This window comes from Macrococcoides caseolyticum (assembly GCF_002902665.1).
GTDB classification, from domain to species: Bacteria; Bacillota; Bacilli; order Staphylococcales; family Staphylococcaceae; genus Macrococcoides; species Macrococcoides caseolyticum.
The window spans coordinates 13,726-33,025 of record NZ_PPRM01000027.1 but is presented as its reverse complement, the minus strand read 5'-3'; the positions used below and the strand labels follow the sequence as shown (position 1 = coordinate 33,025).

The window sequence follows — 19,300 nt, the reverse complement described above, 5'->3', positions numbered from 1 at the left end:
CTATATACCTATGCTTGACGATTTAAATAAAATTAAACAAAATTTAATTAACATAAGAAATAATTACTCTGCACCCTATTCTAAAGACAATCTAAAATCAATTACCTTTCCAGCAACAGTTAAATTCAATTTTAAAGAGTATTCGATAAAAGAATTAGATGATGCGCTAGAAAGCTTAAATGATCATATAAGAAATTATGAAGAAACGATTAATAAAATCGATGACATTTCATCAGGTAACATTAAGGAGGAATAACAATGTTTATAGAGCCATTCATAGATAAGCATGGCAAACAGAAATATAGATACGTACAACGTTATAAAGACCCTCTAACTAACAAATACAAGCGTACCTCTGTTGTGCTTAATAGGAATGGTAAGCAGTCACAAAAAGAGGCGCAAAGGCTTTTAGATGCAAAGATAAATGAAAAGATTAAAGAGTTATCTACTGATGATATTAAAGATATGACGTTTCACAACTTATTAGATGAGTGGTATAACTACCATAAAGCTACATCAGGTTGTAAAGTCACATCGTTAGAAACACTCTCTTACCACGTTAAGATGATTAAAGAGGCAATAGATAAAGATATATTACTTTTATCAGTAAATAAGAAGATTGCACAATCTGTAGTGGATAAAGGGCTAGAGAAAGGCATTTCAGATAGAGGGATAGTAAAAAGATATGGTACTTTTAAACGTGCCATGCATTATGCTAATGCACAATACAATATAGGTGATTTATCATACCTGGAATATGTGACAATTCCTAAGAAGTTTAAAACTAGAGAAGAATTGAAAGCTAAAGAAGAAAACTATTTAACTCTAGATCAAGTAAAAGAAATATCTGAACATCTTATAAATGAGTCAGATAACAAAAAGTTTGCTACTGGTAAAAGAAGTGTTTGGCTTGCTGGTAACATAGCATTGTTTCAGATGCTTACTGCCATGAGGATTGGTGAAGTGCTAGCTATAGAGAATGATAGCATTGATTATGATAATAAAACGCTCACTATCGACGGTACAATTTTATGGACTCGTAAGGATGATATTATAGGCTTTAAAGACACAACAAAGACCGATGCATCTAATCGTATTATTAAGTTAGATGATACATGTATCGACATATTAAAAAGAATACAACTAGAAAACAAAAAATTAAAACAGTGGGATAGCAATTACAACGATAGAGGGTTTGTATTCACCAACTTAAAGGGTAACCCTACAAACTATGTGAATGTTAGTAAGTACTTGCAAGAGGGGGCTAAAGCGTGTGGCATTGATAAGCATATATCTTCTCACACATTAAGACATTCAGGCATTACTCTATTAGCTGAATTGAATGTACCACTCAAACAGATTATGCAACGTGTAGGACATTCAGACTACAGAACAACAATAACCATTTATCAGAAAGCAACTGCGAAAATGGAAGAAGATACAATTAATAAATTAAATGCACTAGCTTAAATGAGTCTAAAATATAGGCTCATTTTTTTATTTTAAATTACTGCATTTTACTACTTTTTTCAGATTGTGTCCTTTTTCTGTCCTTTTTTCATTCTAAAGACACACAGAAACCCTCACAAACATAGTGTTTATAAGGGTTTAAGCATTTTGTTATTCTAATCCAGCACGGCGGAACAATGTATCAATCTGATTTAAATGGTGTTTCTCGTTGAAACACTCATCAAGTTCTTCTTTAGATAACAGGTCAGTAATCTTGCTATCTTGTTCAACCAACTCACGGAATGGCGTCTTCGTTGCCCACGATTCCATCGCTTTCGGTTGAACAGTATCATATGCTTCTTCACGAACCATACCTTTATCGATTAACGTAAGCATGACACGTTGCGAGTAGATTAAGCCGAATGTCTTCTCCATATTTGCTTTCATATTATCTTCATAAACTGTTAAGTTATCGATGATGTTTGTGAAACGATTTAACATATAGTCTAACGCAATCGTTACGTCCGGTAACATAATACGTTCAGCAGATGAATGTGAAATATCACGCTCATGCCATAATGGTACGTTTTCGTAAGCTGTTGTTAAATAGCCACGAATAACACGTGCGATACCTGTAACATTCTCTGAACCGATTGGATTACGCTTATGCGGCATTGCAGAAGATCCTTTTTGACCTTTAGCAAATGCTTCTTCAACTTCACGTGTTTCAGTCTTTTGAAGACCACGTACTTCTACTGCAAACTTCTCAATTGATGTCGCAATTAAGCTTAATGTAGCAATGTAGTAAGCATGACGGTCACGTTGCAGCGTTTGAGTTGAAATTTCAGCATACCCTAACCCTAATTTCTCACAAACGTAGCTTTCAATTTCAGGCGGAATATTTGCAAACGTACCTACCGCGCCACTCATCTTACCAACTTCGATTTCTTTACGCACTTCTTTGAAACGCTTTAAGTTGCGCTGCATTTCCATATACCATAGTGCCATCTTTAAACCGAATGTTGTCGGTTCAGCATGCACACCGTGCGTTCTACCCATCATGAGTGTTGTTTTATGCTTTAATGCCTTTTGTTTTAATACTTCGATGAACCTTTCAAGATCTTTCTCGATAATGTCATTCGCTTGTTTAATCACATAGCTTAACGCTGTATCCACTACATCTGTACTCGTTAAACCGTAGTGTACCCATTTCTTCTCTTCTCCTAATGTTTCGGATACTTGACGTGTAAAAGCAACAACGTCATGACGTGTTTCCCTCTCAATTTCTTTCGCGCGTTCAACATCAACACGAGCATTCTGACGGATTAACTTCACATCTTCTTTAGGGATATATCCTAACTCTGCCCAAGCTTCACTTGCAAGTATCTCAACTTCTAACCAAGCCTCAAATCTGTTTTGTTCCGTCCAGATGTTCGACATCTCTTCTCTTGAATAACGTTCAATCATGAATAGATTCCTCCGTAAATGTTTTATCTTAATCAGTATAACAAACTTTTAAAATTCCGTACATTTTTTATTTATTCATTTATAAAGTTCGTGTATTTTATGCTACACTTTCTATTTTAACAGATATTTCGATGAGATAAAATTCCCATTAAAAAAACGGCCCCGAACGGCCGTTTTCATTATTGAATCTTTTTACCCGTGAAAATAATCTGTTCTTTATATACTTCTATTTCACCCTTTTCGTTTTCACGAAAAACTGGTTTTTGAAATCTTTTTACCGGTGCATAACCTGCTTGCTTCATACGTTCTAAACATTGCGCAATTGTTTCATTGTCATTCACTTCAAATTTCATCTGTATCATACGCCTTTAACTTTTTACTGCGCACACCTTTAACCCAGAATCCACCATGAATATTCTTAGGCTCATATGCAATGATAAATGCTTTCGGATCAAGTTGCTTGACTGTGTCCATTAACTTAAGTTCAAAACGACGTGGGGTTAAAATCTGCATTACAAGACGATCCCCGTCACGGCCATGCGCAGCATAGTGCGTTACACCGTAACCCAAGTCACGTAAAGTTTTTGGAATTTCCTTATCATATTCAGCTGTCGTCACATTGATAACGATGTAGCCTAGTGCAATCATTTCCTCAATCTTCATCCCTACAATAATCCCTGCACCAAATCCTAATGCATAAGCGATGATATTTTCTATCTTATCCAGACCATTCATTACCATACCTAATCCTACGATATAGACAAGTACTTCTAATACTGAAACAAAGGCTGCGAGATATCTATAACCTTTGAGTGTCAGAATCATACGCATCGTCAAGAACGACACATAAAAAATATTGATAACAAATATTAATAACACGGTAATCCATGGGTTATCTATTGCCGGCACTGTAATCCCCCCTATAAAAAATCATTCTTAAATTCTACTACTGAAGATAAGGGTTTGCAATGGTAATTTATTTAATGAGTTCCTCGATTGAATAGCGAGTGATCGGAAGCATACGCTTATGCTGCGTTTTTATATAATGACTTTCTATCTTTTCTCGAGACTCGGCATCCACTGTCTTACCTTCAAGGTAGTCATCGATTGCTTCATAAGTTACACCAAGTGCGACTTCGTCAGGCAATTGTGGTTTATCTTCTTCCAGGTCAGCTGTCGGAGCTTTTTCATATAGATGCGCTGGACACCCTAAATACTTCAGGATAGCTTTACCTTGACGCTTATTCAAGCCGGCAAGGGGGAATATGTCGGCTCCGCCATCTCCAAATTTCGTGTAGAACCCTGTGATACTTTCTGCCGCATGATCTGTTCCGATAACAATGCCTTCTGTTGCAGCAGCAATAGAGTACTGCGCCTTCATACGTTCACGCGCTTTTTCATTACCTTTTTGGAAATCTGTTAGCGTAATCTCTGCTCTTTTCAATGTCTCAATACTAGCATCTACAGCTTTTTTAATATTAATCGTAATTACTTTGTCAGGTTGTATAAAAGCTATTGCGTCTTCGCAATCCCGCTCGTCTTTTTGAACCCCGTATGGTAATCGCACTGCAATAAATTCGATATCGCGCTCTGACTTAAGTTCGTCCACTGCCATCTGGCAAAGCTTACCGCAAAGTGTTGAATCCTGTCCTCCTGAAATTCCGAGCACAAGTGATTTTATAAATGGATATTGCTGAACATATGACTTGATAAAGTCAATGATTTCACGTGTTTCTTCTGCAGTATCAATGGATGGCTTTGTCTTTAACATTTCAATAATTTGTTGTTGGAGCATCTATTTCACTTCTTTCACCTTATTGGAAACTTCATAAATTTCCTGATTTTTATTCTCCCAGCATAATAAGCTCAGATCTACTGGATACTCTTCAGGATTCAAATAACGAATCGTCTCTTCCCATAGGAGATTCAAATTATCCTGTAAATACTTACGTGAGACTTCCAGTGACGGCACTTCATATACAAGTCTTCCACCTACAAAGATGTCCTGATGCAAGTCTCTCGCAGTAAAATCATTGATCCACTTTTGCTTATATGTATGAATCGGATGAAACATCTTTAATGGTTTCTCTTTAGAAGGATCTTCAAAGTCCAGCGTAATATAGTCTCCTTCAGACTTATTTGTCTGATTGTTGATAATACGATATACTTTCTTCTTACCAGGAGTTGTCACTTTTTCTGCATTATTCGAAATTTTGATACGATCTTCTAATTGGCCCGCTTTATTCTCTATTGCAACAAGCTTGTATACTGCACCAAGTGCAGGCTGGTCGAATGCTGTAATCAGTTTCGTACCGATACCCCAAGCTGTAATCTTAGCCCCTTGCTGCTTAAGTGCAATAATCGTTTCTTCATCTAAATCATTAGATGCAAATATTTTAGCATCAGAAAAACCTGCTTCATCAAGCATGCGACGTGCTTCTTTTGAAAGATAGGCTAAGTCTCCTGAATCAAGTCGGATTCCGACGAAATTAATCTTATCGCCTAATTCCTTGGCAACACGAATGGCATTTGGCACACCTGACTTTAACGTATGGAAAGTGTCTACCAGGAACACACAGTTCTTATGACGTTCTGCATATTTTTTAAACGCCACATACTCATCATCATAAGCTTGAACCATCGCATGCGCATGTGTGCCTGCAACAGGAATACCGAACAATTTGCCCGCACGCACGTTACTTGTTGAATCAAATCCTGCGATATAGGCTGCGCGCGTCCCCCAGATTGCTGCATCTAATTCCTGGGCACGACGTGTCCCGAACTCCATGACGATTTCATCGCCAACGACTTGTTTAATACGACTCGCCTTCGTAGCAATCAGTACCTGGAAGTTGACGATGTTCAATATCGCTGTTTCAAGTAGCTGCGCCTGAATTAAAGGTGCTTCTATTCGTAATAACGGTTCATTGTTAAAACATACTTCTCCTTCTTGCATCGCACGGAGGTTACCTGTAAACTTCAAATCCTTCAAATAAGATAAATAGTCCTCTTTGTAGCCGAGAGTCTTCAGATATGCGATATCTGTTTCTGAGAACTTGAAGCCTTTCACATACTCTATCACGCGTTCAAGACCTGCAAACACTGCATATCCATTATCAAACGGCATGCTACGAAAATAGACATCAAATACTGCATTCTGCTCATGAATACCATCATTCCAGTACGTTTCTCCCATATTAATCTGATATAGATCTGTGTGTAACATCAAGCTATCATCTTCGTACTTGTACATCCTCTTCTCCCCTATTCAAAAGCTCATATTAATTTCATATTACCATAGTGAATTCATTTAGGCATCGCTTTAACATTCTGTTACAATTAATGTAAGGAGGCATCATATGTTCAAGAAAAATTTCATCATTTTATCTATCATCGTATCAATTTCCGGAATGACTCAAGGGATGCTGTTGCCGCTCATCGCGATTATCTTCGAACACGATAATGTATCGACATTCGTCAACGGACTTCACGCTTCTTCCATATACATCGGAGTCTTTTTAGCATCATTATTCTTAGAAGGATTACTTAGGAAGTTCGGCTATAAGAACCTTATTATTATAGGCGGAGCTATCATCTTCTTATCACTCGGATTATTTCCGATACTTGAGAATATGACAATCTGGTTCATATTACGATTGCTCGTCGGGGTTGGAGATAATATGCTGCACTTCTCGACACAATCATGGCTTACAGAATCAACACCGAGACATAAACTCGGTCGTATTATTTCAATCTACGGATTAAGTTTTTCAGCTGGCTTTATGGTCGGACCGTTATTATCTAAACTATATGATATACACGAAGCACTGCCTTTTGTAGCAAGCAGTATACTCACACTATGCGCCTGCAGTTTAATACTATTACTGAAAAACCAGTATCCTGAAGTTCAGACATCGAACATTTCACTTAAAAACACAACTGCAAACTTTGGCAAGGTGATGAAGACGAGCTGGGTCGCATTCTTATTTCCTATGATGTATGGTGTGCTGGAAGCATGTTTAAACAGCAATTTCCCGGTCTTCGCTATGAAAAATGGCGTCGATGTAAACTTAATCATCTTAATCATCCCTGCATACAGTCTAGGTGCGATTCTGTTCCAGGTACCACTCGGCATGATTTCAGATAAGGTTAATCGTAATGTGTTGTTATCCATCGTGACATTTGTCGGTGCGTGTATCTTTATATTATGTCAATTCTTTACAAGTAATGGTTATGTATTACTTACGCTTTTCTTCATCGCCGGAATCTTTATCGGGTCACTTTATTCACTAGGCGTGACATTGATGACAGAAATTACACCGAAAGTATTACTGCCAGCAGGAAATTTAATGTGTGGTCTCATATTCAGTATCGGTAGTATTACAGGACCGATCATCGGTGGGATGACGATTCAGTTCTCGCATAACACACAATTTTTCAGCTTTATTGCTGTCATACTCTTACTCATCAGTATGGCTACAATTTACGATTACAGAAAACGACTGACAATTAGAAATGAGGGATGACATGGTCATCAATGAAGCAAAAGCTTTCATAACACAATTCTATAAAGAACAGTGCTTCAGCGAACAATTAATGAAAGCACGTATTAAAGACGTAGAAAGAGAAATAGAGGAAACAGGTACATATACACATACATCTGAAGAACTGGAATACGGCGCACGTGTTGCATGGCGTAACAGCAATCGCTGTATCGGCAGACTATTCTGGGATAAGTTGAAAGTTATAGATAACAGACATATTGAAAGTGAAGCAGCATTTATCGAAGCAATCGAACATCATATTGATAGCGCAACGAACGATGGAATGATCATACCGACAATTACAATATTTGCTGATGCAAATAAACAGCGCATAAACCTCTATAACGACCAGCTCATCCGTTATAGTGATGACCCGATTGTGCGTGAGACGAAAGCACTCATCGAACATACAGGGTATACAAATTTCGGTAAGTTCTTACCTCTTCTGTATTCGATTGATGGCACATTTAAGACATATGAAATCAACCCGGACATCATTAAAGAAGTTACTATCACACACCCGGAACACGAAGCATTCAATCAATTAAATCTCGCATGGTATGCGGTACCGATTATTTCAAGTATGGACTTAAAAATTGGCGGAATCACATACCCGCTAGTTCCATTTAATGGTTGGTATATGGAAAGCGAAATCGCAAGCAGGAACTTCCTCGATGACTACCGTTATGATAAGATGAAAGAAATCGCAGAAGCATTCGGATTCGATACGACGACAACAACAAGTTACTGGAGAGACAGAACCGTTGTAGAGATGAACTATGCGGTATATCACTCATTCAAACAGCACGGTGTCTCAATTGTGGATCACTATACCGCAAGTAGACAATTCGCGCGCTTCGAACAAAATGAAGCGGACGAAGGCAGAAGTGTAACAGGAGACTGGACATGGCTCATACCACCGATCTCACCATCAATCGTGCACAACTTCCATAAGGGTTATAAGAATATATACAACAACCCGAATTTCTATTACAAGAAAAAGGTCGGCAAATGTCCTTTCAGTACGTAGAGAACAATAAAAAGATAGCGAGAAACAATTGTTTCTCGCTATCTTTTTATTGTTCTCTAGTGTTTAACCGCTCGTCTCACGACTTACTTCTCCCCTATATTTTCCGTTGCAACCTCAATCACATCAAAGAAGTCATCCACCTCTTCTTTTTTAATATTTTTCAAGTTTTTATTCTGTGCACAGACAACGTGAGATGCGTGTCCTATCTTAACGGAACATGATTCTCCTTCAAAGTCGTTATCAACGATGTATATATCTCTATTTTTCGTTCCTTCATAGCTCTGGAAGAGTATTGCATGTTTGGCTTGAATACCTTTGAATGTGTTTCGTCTAATAACTGTAAGCTCTCCCGCTGCTCCTTTATGCACGTTGCCGGATAAGTCCGTCGTATACTTACCGCTTTTTGTAGAACGGTATCGAATGCCGCCTGCACAGTCGATAAATTCGTTGTCATGAATATGCAGTACTTTTGATTTCAGGAATGTCAGTGCATAGTCGCCCATTCCTTCGAATGTATTATTTCGCACTGTTATATTCTCATAGAATACATCATGATGACTCGCGTGTGAGCCAATCGCACGGTTCCACGGTTTCATTAACGGGTCTCCAGAGTTTCCGAAATAGCAGTTTTCAATAATAACATTTTTCGTCGGCGTTGCATCGTATGCACCAAACTTCGGAAACGAGTCTTTCAGCTGCAAGTCAATTTGTATCGCTTCACTAAATGCTCGTTCCCCACTGTCATCACGGAATCCAAGAAACTTACATTCTGTTACTTTAAATCCGTCAAGACCGCACGCATCTATTGCATGTCCTTGGACGACATTTTTGAACGTAACGTCCTTAATGGTTATTTCTCGTGCATGTCCAAGCGACATAATCGTGTTGTTAAAGTTCAGCACGTGGCCGTTCTGATTAAACGTCCCACCTTCTATCGTAATAAATCCGTTTCCTTCATATCCTTTATACTGATCACCTTTATTGCCGTTTTTAAGAAGTGCAAACGGGCTCATCCTCATAATTTCTGCATCTTTATGCAGTTGTAAGTGCGTATGTTTATAAATGACAAGCTCTTTAGATATATAATACTTACCTTCTGGGACATATATTTTTACGGGTTGTTGCTTTGCAATATTAAGCGCGCGCTGAAATCCTATCGTATCAAAGATAATATTTTTACCTTTTGCGCCATAATGTAACACGTTTACTTTTTTCAATAATTCCACCTGCATCTCTTTTATATTATAATGTTGAGTATACCCGTTTTACGTAAATTATGTTAAGGAGTGATTGTTTTGAAGGATGCTTTAATTATTGTAGATTATTCATATGATTTCGTTGCGCTTGATGGTAAATTGACATGTGGTAAGCCAGCAATTGCTTTAGAATCAGCACTTGTATCCAAGTGGGAACAATATATCGATGCCGGAAAACCGGTATATGTGCTGATGGATTTACATTTTGAAAATGATACACATCACCCTGAATCGAAACTCTTCCCGCCGCATAATATAGAAGGGACCGATGGCAGAAAGCTATATGGAAAGCTTGATGGGTTATATCATAAAGATAAAGAGAAGGATAATGTCTATTGGTTAGATAAACGTCGTTATAGTGCATTCAGTGGCACACCTTTACATCAGCTGCTGACTGAACGCCATATTAACAATATTGAGCTTGCTGGCGTATGTACAGATATTTGTGTATTACATACTGCAATCGACGGTTATAACTTAGGTTATGAAATGTACGTTGACGAACGTGCAGTTGCATCGTTCAATGCGACTGGGCACAGATATGCATTAGAGCATTTCAAAAATGTACTGGGCATGACTGTAGATAGCGCCGAATAATCGTGATACACTAATAACAAACATATTTAAAGGAGAAGAACTATGACAATTTTAACTTTCGGACATCAAAATCCAGATACAGATACTATTACTTCAGCTTTAGTAATGGCTGACTTGCAAAAAGCTTTAGGTAAAGATATCGAAGCTGTACGTTTAGGTGATATTAACGGCGAAACTGAATATGCGTTAAACAAATTCGGTGTTGAAGCACCACGCTTAATCAAGAGCCTAGATAAGGAAGAAGTTATTTTAGTTGACCATAATGAATTCCAGCAATCCGCTCCTGGTATTGAAGAAACGACAATCTTAATGGTAGTTGATCACCACCGTATCGCAAACTTTGAAACTGCTGGTCCACTTTACTACCGTGCTGAACCCGTAGGATGTACTGCAACGATCTTACGTAAGATGTATAAAGAGAGCGATGTGGAGATTAAACCTGAGATTGCTGGTTTAATGCTATCTGCAATTATCTCAGATACTTTATTATTCAAGTCACCAACTTGTACAGATGAAGATGTTAAAGCAGCTGAAGCGTTAGCAGAAATCGCGAATATCGATCTCCAGTCATACGGTCTTGAAATGTTAAAAGCAGGTGCATCTACGAAAGACAAAACTGCTGAGGAATTATTAAACATCGATGCGAAGTCATTTGCGATGGGAGAACATGAAGTACGTGTCGCGCAAGTTAACACTGTTGATATCGACGAAGTACTGGCACGTCAGGATGAATTAGAACAAGCGATTAATGCTGAAACTGCACAAGAAGGCTATGCATTATTCGTACTTGTTGTGACGGATATCTTAAACTCAAACTCTAAAGTTTTAGCACTAGGACAACAACAGCCTGCAGTAGAGAAAGCCTTTAATGTCGCACTTGATCAAAATACAGCACTATTAGAAGGTGTTGTGTCTCGTAAGAAGCAAGTTGTACCACAATTAACTGCAGCACTTACTGAATAAGGAGTGAGAATGATGGAAATATTACAAGGAAATAATAAGTTCTATGTTGGTAATGAAGCATCACCTGACGCTGAAATTACGTTCCAGCCCTCAGGCGATGCGATTGTAATTGATCACACATATACAGACCCTAAGTTGCGTGGACAAGGTATCGCGAAACAGCTTGTTGAACGTGCAGTAGATTACGCGCGCGAGCATAACTTGAAGATTGTACCACTCTGCCCTTATGCGCGTGTTGTAATGGAAAGAGACCCTGAGATGCAGTCACTCATTAAATAACACAAAAGCGCGATTCGTAAATACGAATCGCGCTTTCGATTTGAAAGAATGAAAAAATGGTATGCATTTATTATAAACTGAATTATCTGAATAATCAATATTATTTTTGTATCTTTATTAAAATAATAAATCCATCTGTGCTTTTAGTTCATCAATTAACTGCATCGTCATACGTGATGTCTTATTGTTCATATCATCCTGCTGCGCAGTGACACATTTAATAAAATGCTCAATCTCATATTGCATCGGCTGACCATCACAGCTAAATGTCTCTATGACTTCGCCACTGCGCTTCATTTTTACGATTTGAGAGGGTGCGGAGATTTTATCTATAGTAATAATACCTTCTTCTCCTATGATTTCTGAAGGCTGATGACTGTCGATAATCTTTGAGAAGCTTAATAACGCTGTCATATCATGATAGTTACAAATTACGGTTCCTTGACAATCTGCACCAGTCGATAAAATTTTCCCAGTTGACTGCACGCTTTTAGGATAGCCAAATAAATCAACGAGCGGGCTGATTGTGTACACACCAAGGTCCATCAATGCACCATTTCCAAGTTCGGGTTTAAAGGCATTTTCGATGATTCCTTCCTTGTACTTATCATATCGTGATGAATATTGGTTATAATGAAAGTTAACACGTCTAATCGTGCCAATCTCTTCAATCCATGATTTTAGTTTTAAATAGGCAGGAGAATAGATACTTTTCATGGCTTCCATAAAGTATACGCCATTATTCTCTTGTGCCTGCACCATTAGATTGAAGTTCTTTAAAGAAGTTGTTATTGGCTTTTCGCATAGCACATGCTTTTTATGATTCATTGCTTGAATCGCCTGTTGATGATGGAGTATATTGGGGGTAGCGATATATACGGCATCGAGTGCTTCATCTTCTAGAAATGCATCAAAGTTATCAGTAAAGTTCGGAATATGGTGACGCTCGCTAAACATCTCTGCTTTATCCAGTGTTCTAGAATACATGCTATGGAGTTCAAATCCATCCGTTACTTTGCCCGCTTCGATAAAACGATCTGTTATCCAGTTCGTTCCGATAAGTCCAAATTTCATAGTAACACCTCGTAATTAAGTTTTTTTATAGTATACCCTATTTCTAAATAGATGGAGGCTAAATTTATGTTAAATTCAGAAACTCAAAATGTGCGCGATTTCTTTCAGACACAATCGACAAAAGATATAAAATTCCGAAAGAAATATTTGAAAGCTTTGAAGAAATCTATAAAGAAACATGAATCTGATATTCTAGATGCACTGAAAAGTGACCTTGGAAAGAATAAGGTGGAAGCATACGCAACAGAAGTTGGATTTGTTATGAAAGAGTTATCATATATTATTAAAGAACTTAAAAACTGGGCAAAGACAAAGTCTGTTACAACCCCGATGATGCAGTTTCCAGCAAAGAGCTTTATCAAATATGAACCATACGGCACCGTGCTTATTATCGGTCCATTTAACTATCCATTTCAGCTCGTGATGTCACCGCTTATCGGTGCACTTGCTGCGGGGAACTGTGCAGTCGTGAAACCTTCAGAAATGACACCGCAGACAAGCATGGTCGTTCAGGAAATATTAGAAGAAGTATTCCCTGAAGATTACGTAAAAGTTGTCCAAGGCGAGAAAGAAGTAACGTCACAGTTACTCGATGAGCGCTTCGACTATATTTTCTTTACAGGCAGCACCAAAGTCGGACAAATCGTCTATGAGAAAGCGAGTAAACATTTAACACCAGTAACACTAGAACTTGGTGGCAAGAGCCCCGTCATTATCGATGATACTGCTAATCTTAAAGTGGCTGCTGAACGCATCGCATTCGGTAAGTTTATGAATGCGGGTCAGACGTGCGTCGCTCCAGACTACGTTATAATAGATAACACAGTGAAGATGAAGTTCGTGAAGGCATTACAGACAACAATCCAGGAGTTTTATGGTGCTCAAATAGAACAGAGTGAAGACTTCGGTCGCATCGTTAATGATAATCACTTCAACCGCTTAGTCAATATAATAGAAGACAGTCGTCAACAAGTCATTTATGGTGGAGAGAGCAATGCTGATGAACTGTTTGTTGCGCCTACCATTATTCTTGACCCTAAGCTCAGCGACAGTGTCATGCAGCAGGAAATCTTCGGTCCGATATTACCGATTATCGGCTACGATACATTTAATGAAGTGTATGATATCGTTGAACAATATGAGAAGCCGCTTGCACTTTATCTCTTCACAGAAGACAGTGATCAAATAACAGCAGTATTTAATCGTCTGTCATTCGGCGGAGGATGTGTTAATGACACGATCTTGCATCTTGCAAATCCAAACCTGCCTTTTGGTGGTGTTGGTCACTCAGGCATCGGAAGCTATCACGGGAAATATTCATTTGAATTATTCAGCCATGAAAAGAGTTATATTACAAAGAGCACAAAGCTTGAATCTGGCTTACTCTTCCCGCCCTATAAAGGGAAATTCAAATATGTAAAACAGTTGTTTAAATAAGAAGCAGTCGGGATATCAATTCCCGACTGCTTTTAATATAGTTCCGGACGTCTTGAGTCCATTACTGGTATAGACGACTTCACTTCTTTACTATAATTCAGGTCAACAGATACCTTTAACGTTCCTTCTGCTGTTTCCAGTGTTTCTACTAACGTGCCGAGCGGATTAATCACTTTCGACTGCCCGCCAAACTGCTCTTCCCTGCAGTAACCGACATTATTGCACGCGATAACATAGACCTGATTCTCAATCGCACGCGCATAGAGCAGCTTATTGAAAGCATCAATGCGTGAAGCTGGCCACTCCGCAACGACAAAGAGCACTTCTATACCTTCTAAAGCAAGCTTCCTTGAAATCTCAGGGAAACGCAGGTCATAACAGATGATGACACCCATCTTTATCTCGCCTAATGCGAAGGTTTGAATATGATTCCCCGCTGTTAAATATTTCGGTTCATCCAGCATTGGTACGAGATGAACTTTATCATATTGGTGCACAATTTCTCCATCATGATCAATAACAATACTCCTATTGAAGATACGACCGTGAGACTTTACAGCTATTGAACCCCCGACAATATGCACATGATGCATCTTCGCCATCTCTTGTAACGCACAAATCTCGCGAGTGCCATCTTCATCCGCAAGCTCATTTAATTCATCCAACACATAAGAAGTATTCCACATCTCAGGAAGAACGACAATCTCTATACTTTCATCCAGTGCGCTGATCCACTTCCTTATCTTTGCAATGTTTTCATCAGGATTTCCAGGAATAATCTCCATTTGATAGATTGCACACTTCATTTTAAAACTCCTTTCGTTTTTTATATACTTACATGTATAAAAAATAATTAATACTAATTTTTACAGTTCTAAATTCACCTTTTACACCACATTTACACTTAGTAATTATAATATAAATATCACAATACAAGGAGCAGACAATGATATTACAACATCGCAAAATGGATAACAAACTTGTCTACAAATTACAGATTGCTCGTCGAACTCAAGTAAGCAACAATAAAATTAAAGAATTAGAATATAGCCTTAGAGGTTATTTTGGTGAAGTGGCGTTTGATAAATTATCGGATAAATCCCTGAATAATGGCATCACATTAAGAAACTTGAATTACATCGTCAACAATAAAATATTTCAGATAGACAGCTTAATTTTAATGAATGGTGATTTATATATATTTGAAGTTAAAGATTTTACATCAGATTTATACTATGTTGATGGACAATATTATTATGCAGATCAATCACCTTGTGAGCGAATCAATAACCAGATGGAACGAACACCTAAATTATTTACTCTCCTTTTAAAAAATTCTCAACTGCATTATAACTTCCACTATTATCACGCTTTCATCAATCCCACACATAAAGTATATGGCTATCACGCAACAGATAAAATTTTAGAACAAGCTAGAATATGTAAATTTATTAGCGAAAACAGTCAAATGCCTGTTGGTGCATATGATATAGAGTGTTGTGAAAAACTACTAAGTTTACAAGATACTTCGGATCCCTTTAATTTCAGAACTCCTCACAACTTTCACAATTTTAAAAAAGGAGTCTTGTGTGAATGTATGAAATCATTTTACACAAAACATTCTAACAGAAAATATAAATGCTCATCGTGTAATAAAATCATTGATTGTGATCACTTATTGGATAGTGCGATTCAAGAGATTAAATTAATATTTCCTGACGAACGTATCACGACACATATATTAAAAGCGTGGACTAAAAGTTTAGTGAGTCGTGAGAAGATTCGCTTATTCTTAAACAAACGATATAGACGTCATCAGCTAGGAAGCATCATTTATTATGAGTGAAATTGGCGCCATGCCAATTTCATCTGCTTTTTCCCTCACGAATTTGGCGCCGTGCCAATTTCATCTGCTTTTTCTCTCACGAATTTGGCGCCATGCCAATTTCATCTGCTTTTTCTCTCACGAATTTGGCGCCATGCCAATTTCATCTGCAAAAAATACCGGACATCCTCGTCCGGTATCATCTTCCTTATAAAAATTGCACACATACTGCTTCTGGTGCACGTGCACTATCATCCAATAATGTTAAGCGTCCTGTCTGCTCGTCACGCTCGAACAAACTTAATACGCCGTCTCGTTCATGTGCACACACTAAATATTTATCGCTGTTATCAATATTGAAGTCACGTGGCCAATCACCTTGTGTCGTTATAATTTCAACAAGTTCTAATGATTCCCCTTCACCTTGTACTTTATACACTGCAATCGACTGATGTCCACGGTTTGATGCGTAAACAAATTGCTGATCGTGGCTCATTCTGATGGCTGCACCTTGTGAGTGGCCAGTAAAGTCTTCAGGTAGCGCTGAATATTTCTCTTTCATTTCAAACTTGCCGTCATTATAAGACAAGACCACAACTTCATTGCTTAACTCTGTAAATAAGTACGCATACTTCCCGTTCTCATGGAAGATTAAATGTCTTGGCCCCATACCCGGTTCTACATCTAATACACCGACTTGTTTAAATCCTTCATCACCGAACGTAAATGTAATCACTTCGTCTGTTCCTAAATCTACAGCAACTGCATATCCATCCGGTGTTTCCTGAATATAGTGCGTATGTGCGTTATCTTGACGTTCTTCGTTCGGTCCACTACCTTGCTGCTGATGTGTATCGATAAGTTGTACTACTGCTCCATTGTCATCTAATGCATACAGTCTTACCATTCCTGATCCATACACCGCTTCTAATAGATACTTTCCATCACGGCTGATCCATAAGTGACAACCACTGTCTGTAGATTCCAGTAAATCATTGATTACTGTAAGTTCTTCACCAATCTGATAGCTCTGGATTCCGGCACCTCGTTCTTCTTTTTTAATGCCATATAATTTATCTTTATATTTTTGGATGTAAGTCGATGCCCCTACTTCATAGCCTGTTTCTACTGATGTAATCTTTTTCAGGTCAGTATCTATTTCAAATGTATAAATACCTTTGCCATCATTTTTTGTATAAGAACCTAATAACCCTTTAATTTTAGTCATGTTAACGCCTCCTCATAGTCATATTAACAAATCCTATATAGCATTGCTCATGAGAGCCTTAAAAAAACTTAAAAAAAATCAAAAATTTTTGTTGCGTTAAGTTTAGTAATACATTACAATTTGTTTGGTATTAATAAATGACAGTCTTACATAACTATTTGTTAAGTAAAACTAATATTTAAATCTTTACCAATTTTAAGGAGTGTCCAATGATTCATACACATTCCCAAAAGGTTTTACACAGTATTGACATAGGCAAACATAACGTTACGCCTTTATTTACTGCCTTAAAAGAATATGAAGCACAAAACATCACAAGCTTTGATGTACCTGGCCATAAGCGTGGCATCGATTCTGATTATGCCCTCAACTATTATGGCATTCGCACGTTACGTCATGACGTGAATTCTATGCCGACTTTAGATAACTTTGATCATCCGACAAGTGTGATACATGATGCGCAAGCTTTAATGGCTGATTTGTTTCTAGCAGATGAAGCACACTTTTTATTAAATGGTACAACGTCTGGTATTCAGGCGATGATTCTGTCAGCACTCAAACCCAAAGATAAATTGTTACTTCCAAGAAACGTTCATAAATCAGTACTGAATGCGATGGCACTCGCTGATGTTACACCTGTTTATATGGTGCCTGAGTTCGATACCGAGTATGGAATTGCACACAACATCAGTGTTGAAACGGTACGCAAAACGATTGCTGCGCATCCTGATGCAAAGGCACTATTCATTATGAATCCGACTTATTTCGGTGCAGTAAGCGACTTGAAGGAGATTGTCTCAATTGCGCATAGCGCTGGGATACCTGTTCTTGTGGATGAAGCACATGGCGCACATTACCGCTTCTCAGAACATTTACCACTGTCCAGTATGGAAGCTGGTGCTGATATGGCAGCAACGAGCTTACATAAGACCGGCGGTTCTTTCACACAGACAAGCGCATTATTATTTAACAGTAAGCTGATTGATAAGCATAAAGTAAAAAGTATTATCAATATGCTGACGTCAACATCCGCGTCATTCTTGCTCATGTCATCACTTGATATTGCACGTCAGCATTTAGCGCTGCACGGTACAGAGAAGATTAACGATGTATTGTCACTTGTTCAGTCATTCAGAGAGAGAATCAATAAAATCCCTGGATTTTACATGTTAGAACCAGAAAAGTTTAGCAACAAATATCAGCAGCAGCTAGACGAAACTAAACTCACGATCTATATTGATCATCGCCTTGATTTATCAGGATTTGAAGTTTATCACATGCTGCGTAGCGATTATGATATCCAGATGGAACTTGCAGAACCTAATATCGTGATGGGGATTGTTTCATTTATGGATAATGAAGATGAACTCAATAAGCTCTATGATGCACTCGCACACATTAGCATTAGACATTTTAATCCTGACAAACCTTTCGTTCCACCGATTCTGAAGCAGATGTCGATTCCAATGCAGAAGATGGGCTTAAGAGATGTCTTCTATTCAGAGACTAGAGTTGTTCAGATTGAAGATGCACTTAATGAAATATGTGCAGAAAGTTTAATGATCTATCCGCCAGGTATACCAATCCTGATGGCTGGTGAAATGATTACCCAGGAAGTCATCGACTACTGGAAATTTATTAACGACCAGCCCATCATCAAGATTGGCGCAGAAAACAAAAATGAAGTATTTATAATTGATCATAAGGGAGATATTTAATAATGAAGTTAACGACACTTGGAAGACACGTTTTAATCGAATACTATAACTGTGACAAAGATATTTTAAAAGACCATGATAAAGTAGAAGCAATCATGAATGAAGCTGCCCGCGTAAGTGGTGCAACAATCGTTGAGAGCTGTTTCCATACATTCAATCCGTACGGTGTAAGTGGTGCTGTTATCATCTCAGAGTCACATTTAACAATTCATACATGGCCTGAATATGGCTATGCATCAGTTGATGTATTTACTTGTGGAGATACAGTTGACCCTTGGCGTGCTGAAGATTATCTCCAAAAAGCATTGAAAGCTGAACTTTCAGATTCATATGAAATCGGTCGTGGTATGGCTGATAAGATTCACAAATATTCTAATGGTGAAATCGTCGTAGAATCATTCAAACCTGTGGAAGTAGCAGCTAAATAAGGAGG

At 38.1% G+C, this 19,300-nt stretch carries 20 protein-coding genes; 11 read left to right on the top strand and 9 right to left on the bottom strand.

Going from position 1 to position 19,300, the window contains the following annotated elements; genetic code table 11:
* Both CD152_RS11840 and CD152_RS05280 read left to right on the top strand, forming a co-directional pair.
* Positions 1–256, top strand: a 256-nt coding sequence (locus CD152_RS11840; RefSeq protein WP_169926164.1) for a hypothetical protein, incomplete at its 5' end; no start/stop codon positions are given.
* A 2-nt stretch (positions 257–258) separates the two neighbouring features.
* Positions 259–1,470 carry a tyrosine-type recombinase/integrase gene (locus tag CD152_RS05280; protein WP_103214481.1) on the top strand — a complete coding sequence of 404 codons (1,212 nt, stop codon included), beginning with the start codon at positions 259–261 and terminating at the stop codon, positions 1,468–1,470.
* A 150-nt stretch (positions 1,471–1,620) separates the two neighbouring features.
* Here the strand turns inward: CD152_RS05280 and purB are convergent, their stop codons facing one another.
* From purB to CD152_RS05255, 5 genes are all read right to left on the bottom strand, one after another.
* On the bottom strand, positions 1,621–2,916 hold the full coding sequence (gene purB / locus CD152_RS05275; protein ID WP_012657547.1) for an adenylosuccinate lyase: 1,296 nt from the start codon (positions 2,914–2,916) through the stop codon (positions 1,621–1,623).
* Positions 2,917–3,095: 179 nt separating this feature from the next.
* Positions 3,096–3,269, bottom strand: a complete 174-nt coding sequence (locus CD152_RS05270; RefSeq protein ID WP_101037643.1) for an NETI motif-containing protein — start codon at positions 3,267–3,269, stop codon at positions 3,096–3,098.
* Complete coding sequence (locus CD152_RS05265) at positions 3,259–3,825, bottom strand: DUF2179 domain-containing protein (protein WP_012657548.1); 567 nt, start codon at positions 3,823–3,825, stop codon at positions 3,259–3,261. The genes CD152_RS05270 and CD152_RS05265 overlap by 11 nt, the downstream gene beginning before the upstream one ends.
* Positions 3,826–3,892: 67 nt before the next feature.
* Positions 3,893–4,711, bottom strand: a complete 819-nt coding sequence (nadE, locus tag CD152_RS05260) for an ammonia-dependent NAD(+) synthetase (protein ID WP_086039144.1) — start codon at positions 4,709–4,711, stop codon at positions 3,893–3,895.
* Complete coding sequence (locus CD152_RS05255) at positions 4,712–6,169, bottom strand: nicotinate phosphoribosyltransferase (protein WP_101037641.1); 1,458 nt, start codon at positions 6,167–6,169, stop codon at positions 4,712–4,714.
* A 106-nt stretch (positions 6,170–6,275) separates the two neighbouring features.
* Between CD152_RS05255 and CD152_RS05250 the strand changes: the two genes are divergently transcribed.
* Both CD152_RS05250 and CD152_RS05245 read left to right on the top strand, forming a co-directional pair.
* The gene (locus tag CD152_RS05250; protein WP_012657551.1) at positions 6,276–7,442 is read left to right on the top strand and encodes an MFS transporter; all 1,167 of its coding nucleotides are present in this window, start codon (positions 6,276–6,278) and stop codon (positions 7,440–7,442) included.
* A gap of 1 nt (position 7,443) precedes the next feature.
* Entirely contained in the window at positions 7,444–8,490 is a 1,047-nt protein-coding gene (locus CD152_RS05245; RefSeq protein WP_101037639.1) for a nitric oxide synthase oxygenase, read from the top strand.
* 83 nt (positions 8,491–8,573) lie between these two features.
* On the opposite strand, the gene CD152_RS05240 is transcribed toward CD152_RS05245, so the two are convergent.
* Complete coding sequence (locus tag CD152_RS05240) at positions 8,574–9,716, bottom strand: glycosyl hydrolase family 28-related protein (protein ID WP_232237412.1); 1,143 nt, start codon at positions 9,714–9,716, stop codon at positions 8,574–8,576.
* 69 nt (positions 9,717–9,785) lie between these two features.
* On the opposite strand from CD152_RS05240, the gene CD152_RS05235 reads away from it, so the two are divergent.
* The 3 genes from CD152_RS05235 to CD152_RS05225 are packed head-to-tail and all read left to right on the top strand — an operon-like array spanning position 9,786 to position 11,585.
* On the top strand, positions 9,786–10,343 hold the full coding sequence (locus CD152_RS05235; RefSeq protein WP_101037635.1) for a cysteine hydrolase family protein: 558 nt from the start codon (positions 9,786–9,788) through the stop codon (positions 10,341–10,343).
* 42 nt (positions 10,344–10,385) lie between these two features.
* A complete protein-coding gene (locus CD152_RS05230) occupies positions 10,386–11,306 on the top strand; it encodes a manganese-dependent inorganic pyrophosphatase (protein ID WP_101037633.1) in 921 nt (306 codons plus the stop codon).
* A 12-nt stretch (positions 11,307–11,318) separates the two neighbouring features.
* Positions 11,319–11,585 (top strand): GNAT family N-acetyltransferase, encoded by a 267-nt coding sequence (locus CD152_RS05225; protein WP_308316822.1) that lies wholly within the window; start codon positions 11,319–11,321, stop codon positions 11,583–11,585.
* Positions 11,586–11,702: 117 nt separating this feature from the next.
* Here CD152_RS05225 and CD152_RS05220 read toward each other — a convergent pair whose 3' ends face one another.
* Entirely contained in the window at positions 11,703–12,659 is a 957-nt protein-coding gene (locus CD152_RS05220) for a Gfo/Idh/MocA family protein (RefSeq protein ID WP_101037629.1), read from the bottom strand.
* A gap of 66 nt (positions 12,660–12,725) precedes the next feature.
* Here CD152_RS05220 and CD152_RS05215 point away from each other — a divergent pair, with 66 nt between their 5' ends.
* The gene (locus CD152_RS05215; protein WP_101140796.1) at positions 12,726–14,096 is read left to right on the top strand and encodes an aldehyde dehydrogenase; all 1,371 of its coding nucleotides are present in this window, start codon (positions 12,726–12,728) and stop codon (positions 14,094–14,096) included.
* Positions 14,097–14,128: 32 nt separating this feature from the next.
* On the opposite strand, the gene CD152_RS05210 is transcribed toward CD152_RS05215, so the two are convergent.
* Entirely contained in the window at positions 14,129–14,902 is a 774-nt protein-coding gene (locus CD152_RS05210) for a carbon-nitrogen family hydrolase (RefSeq protein WP_101037625.1), read from the bottom strand.
* A gap of 140 nt (positions 14,903–15,042) precedes the next feature.
* On the opposite strand from CD152_RS05210, the gene CD152_RS05205 reads away from it, so the two are divergent.
* The gene (locus tag CD152_RS05205) at positions 15,043–15,942 is read left to right on the top strand and encodes a nuclease-related domain-containing protein (RefSeq protein WP_101037623.1); all 900 of its coding nucleotides are present in this window, start codon (positions 15,043–15,045) and stop codon (positions 15,940–15,942) included.
* A 187-nt stretch (positions 15,943–16,129) separates the two neighbouring features.
* Here the strand turns inward: CD152_RS05205 and pglS are convergent, their stop codons facing one another.
* Entirely contained in the window at positions 16,130–17,149 is a 1,020-nt protein-coding gene (gene pglS / locus CD152_RS05200; protein ID WP_101140798.1) for a 6-phosphogluconolactonase, read from the bottom strand.
* Between the two features lie 209 nt (positions 17,150–17,358).
* On the opposite strand from pglS, the gene CD152_RS05195 reads away from it, so the two are divergent.
* Positions 17,359–18,867 (top strand): aminotransferase class I/II-fold pyridoxal phosphate-dependent enzyme, encoded by a 1,509-nt coding sequence (locus tag CD152_RS05195; RefSeq protein WP_103214478.1) that lies wholly within the window; start codon positions 17,359–17,361, stop codon positions 18,865–18,867.
* Positions 18,868–18,869: 2 nt separating this feature from the next.
* Positions 18,870–19,295, top strand: coding sequence for an adenosylmethionine decarboxylase (gene speD / locus CD152_RS05190; RefSeq protein WP_015912161.1), 426 nt, complete (start codon positions 18,870–18,872; stop codon positions 19,293–19,295).
* Positions 19,296–19,300: the final 5 nt, after the last annotated feature.

What these genes read in the sequence shown, in the direction of transcription:
- CD152_RS05280 (WP_103214481.1), top strand. Translation starts at nt 259, where the DNA reads ATGTTTATAGAGCCATTCATAGATAAGCATGGCAAACAGAAATATAGA.
- purB (WP_012657547.1), bottom strand. Translation starts at nt 2,916, where the DNA reads ATGATTGAACGTTATTCAAGAGAAGAGATGTCGAACATCTGGACGGAA.
- CD152_RS05215 (WP_101140796.1), top strand. Translation starts at nt 12,726, where the DNA reads ATGTTAAATTCAGAAACTCAAAATGTGCGCGATTTCTTTCAGACACAA.
- CD152_RS05270 (WP_101037643.1), bottom strand. Translation starts at nt 3,269, where the DNA reads ATGAAATTTGAAGTGAATGACAATGAAACAATTGCGCAATGTTTAGAA.
- nadE (WP_086039144.1), bottom strand. Translation starts at nt 4,711, where the DNA reads ATGCTCCAACAACAAATTATTGAAATGTTAAAGACAAAGCCATCCATT.
- CD152_RS05225 (WP_308316822.1), top strand. Translation starts at nt 11,319, where the DNA reads ATGGAAATATTACAAGGAAATAATAAGTTCTATGTTGGTAATGAAGCA.
- CD152_RS05210 (WP_101037625.1), bottom strand. Translation starts at nt 14,902, where the DNA reads ATGAAGTGTGCAATCTATCAAATGGAGATTATTCCTGGAAATCCTGAT.
- CD152_RS05205 (WP_101037623.1), top strand. Translation starts at nt 15,043, where the DNA reads ATGATATTACAACATCGCAAAATGGATAACAAACTTGTCTACAAATTA.
- CD152_RS05230 (WP_101037633.1), top strand. Translation starts at nt 10,386, where the DNA reads ATGACAATTTTAACTTTCGGACATCAAAATCCAGATACAGATACTATT.
- CD152_RS05195 (WP_103214478.1), top strand. Translation starts at nt 17,359, where the DNA reads ATGATTCATACACATTCCCAAAAGGTTTTACACAGTATTGACATAGGC.
- CD152_RS05245 (WP_101037639.1), top strand. Translation starts at nt 7,444, where the DNA reads ATGGTCATCAATGAAGCAAAAGCTTTCATAACACAATTCTATAAAGAA.
- CD152_RS05220 (WP_101037629.1), bottom strand. Translation starts at nt 12,659, where the DNA reads ATGAAATTTGGACTTATCGGAACGAACTGGATAACAGATCGTTTTATC.
- speD (WP_015912161.1), top strand. Translation starts at nt 18,870, where the DNA reads ATGAAGTTAACGACACTTGGAAGACACGTTTTAATCGAATACTATAAC.
- CD152_RS05255 (WP_101037641.1), bottom strand. Translation starts at nt 6,169, where the DNA reads ATGTACAAGTACGAAGATGATAGCTTGATGTTACACACAGATCTATAT.
- pglS (WP_101140798.1), bottom strand. Translation starts at nt 17,149, where the DNA reads ATGACTAAAATTAAAGGGTTATTAGGTTCTTATACAAAAAATGATGGC.
- CD152_RS05250 (WP_012657551.1), top strand. Translation starts at nt 6,276, where the DNA reads ATGTTCAAGAAAAATTTCATCATTTTATCTATCATCGTATCAATTTCC.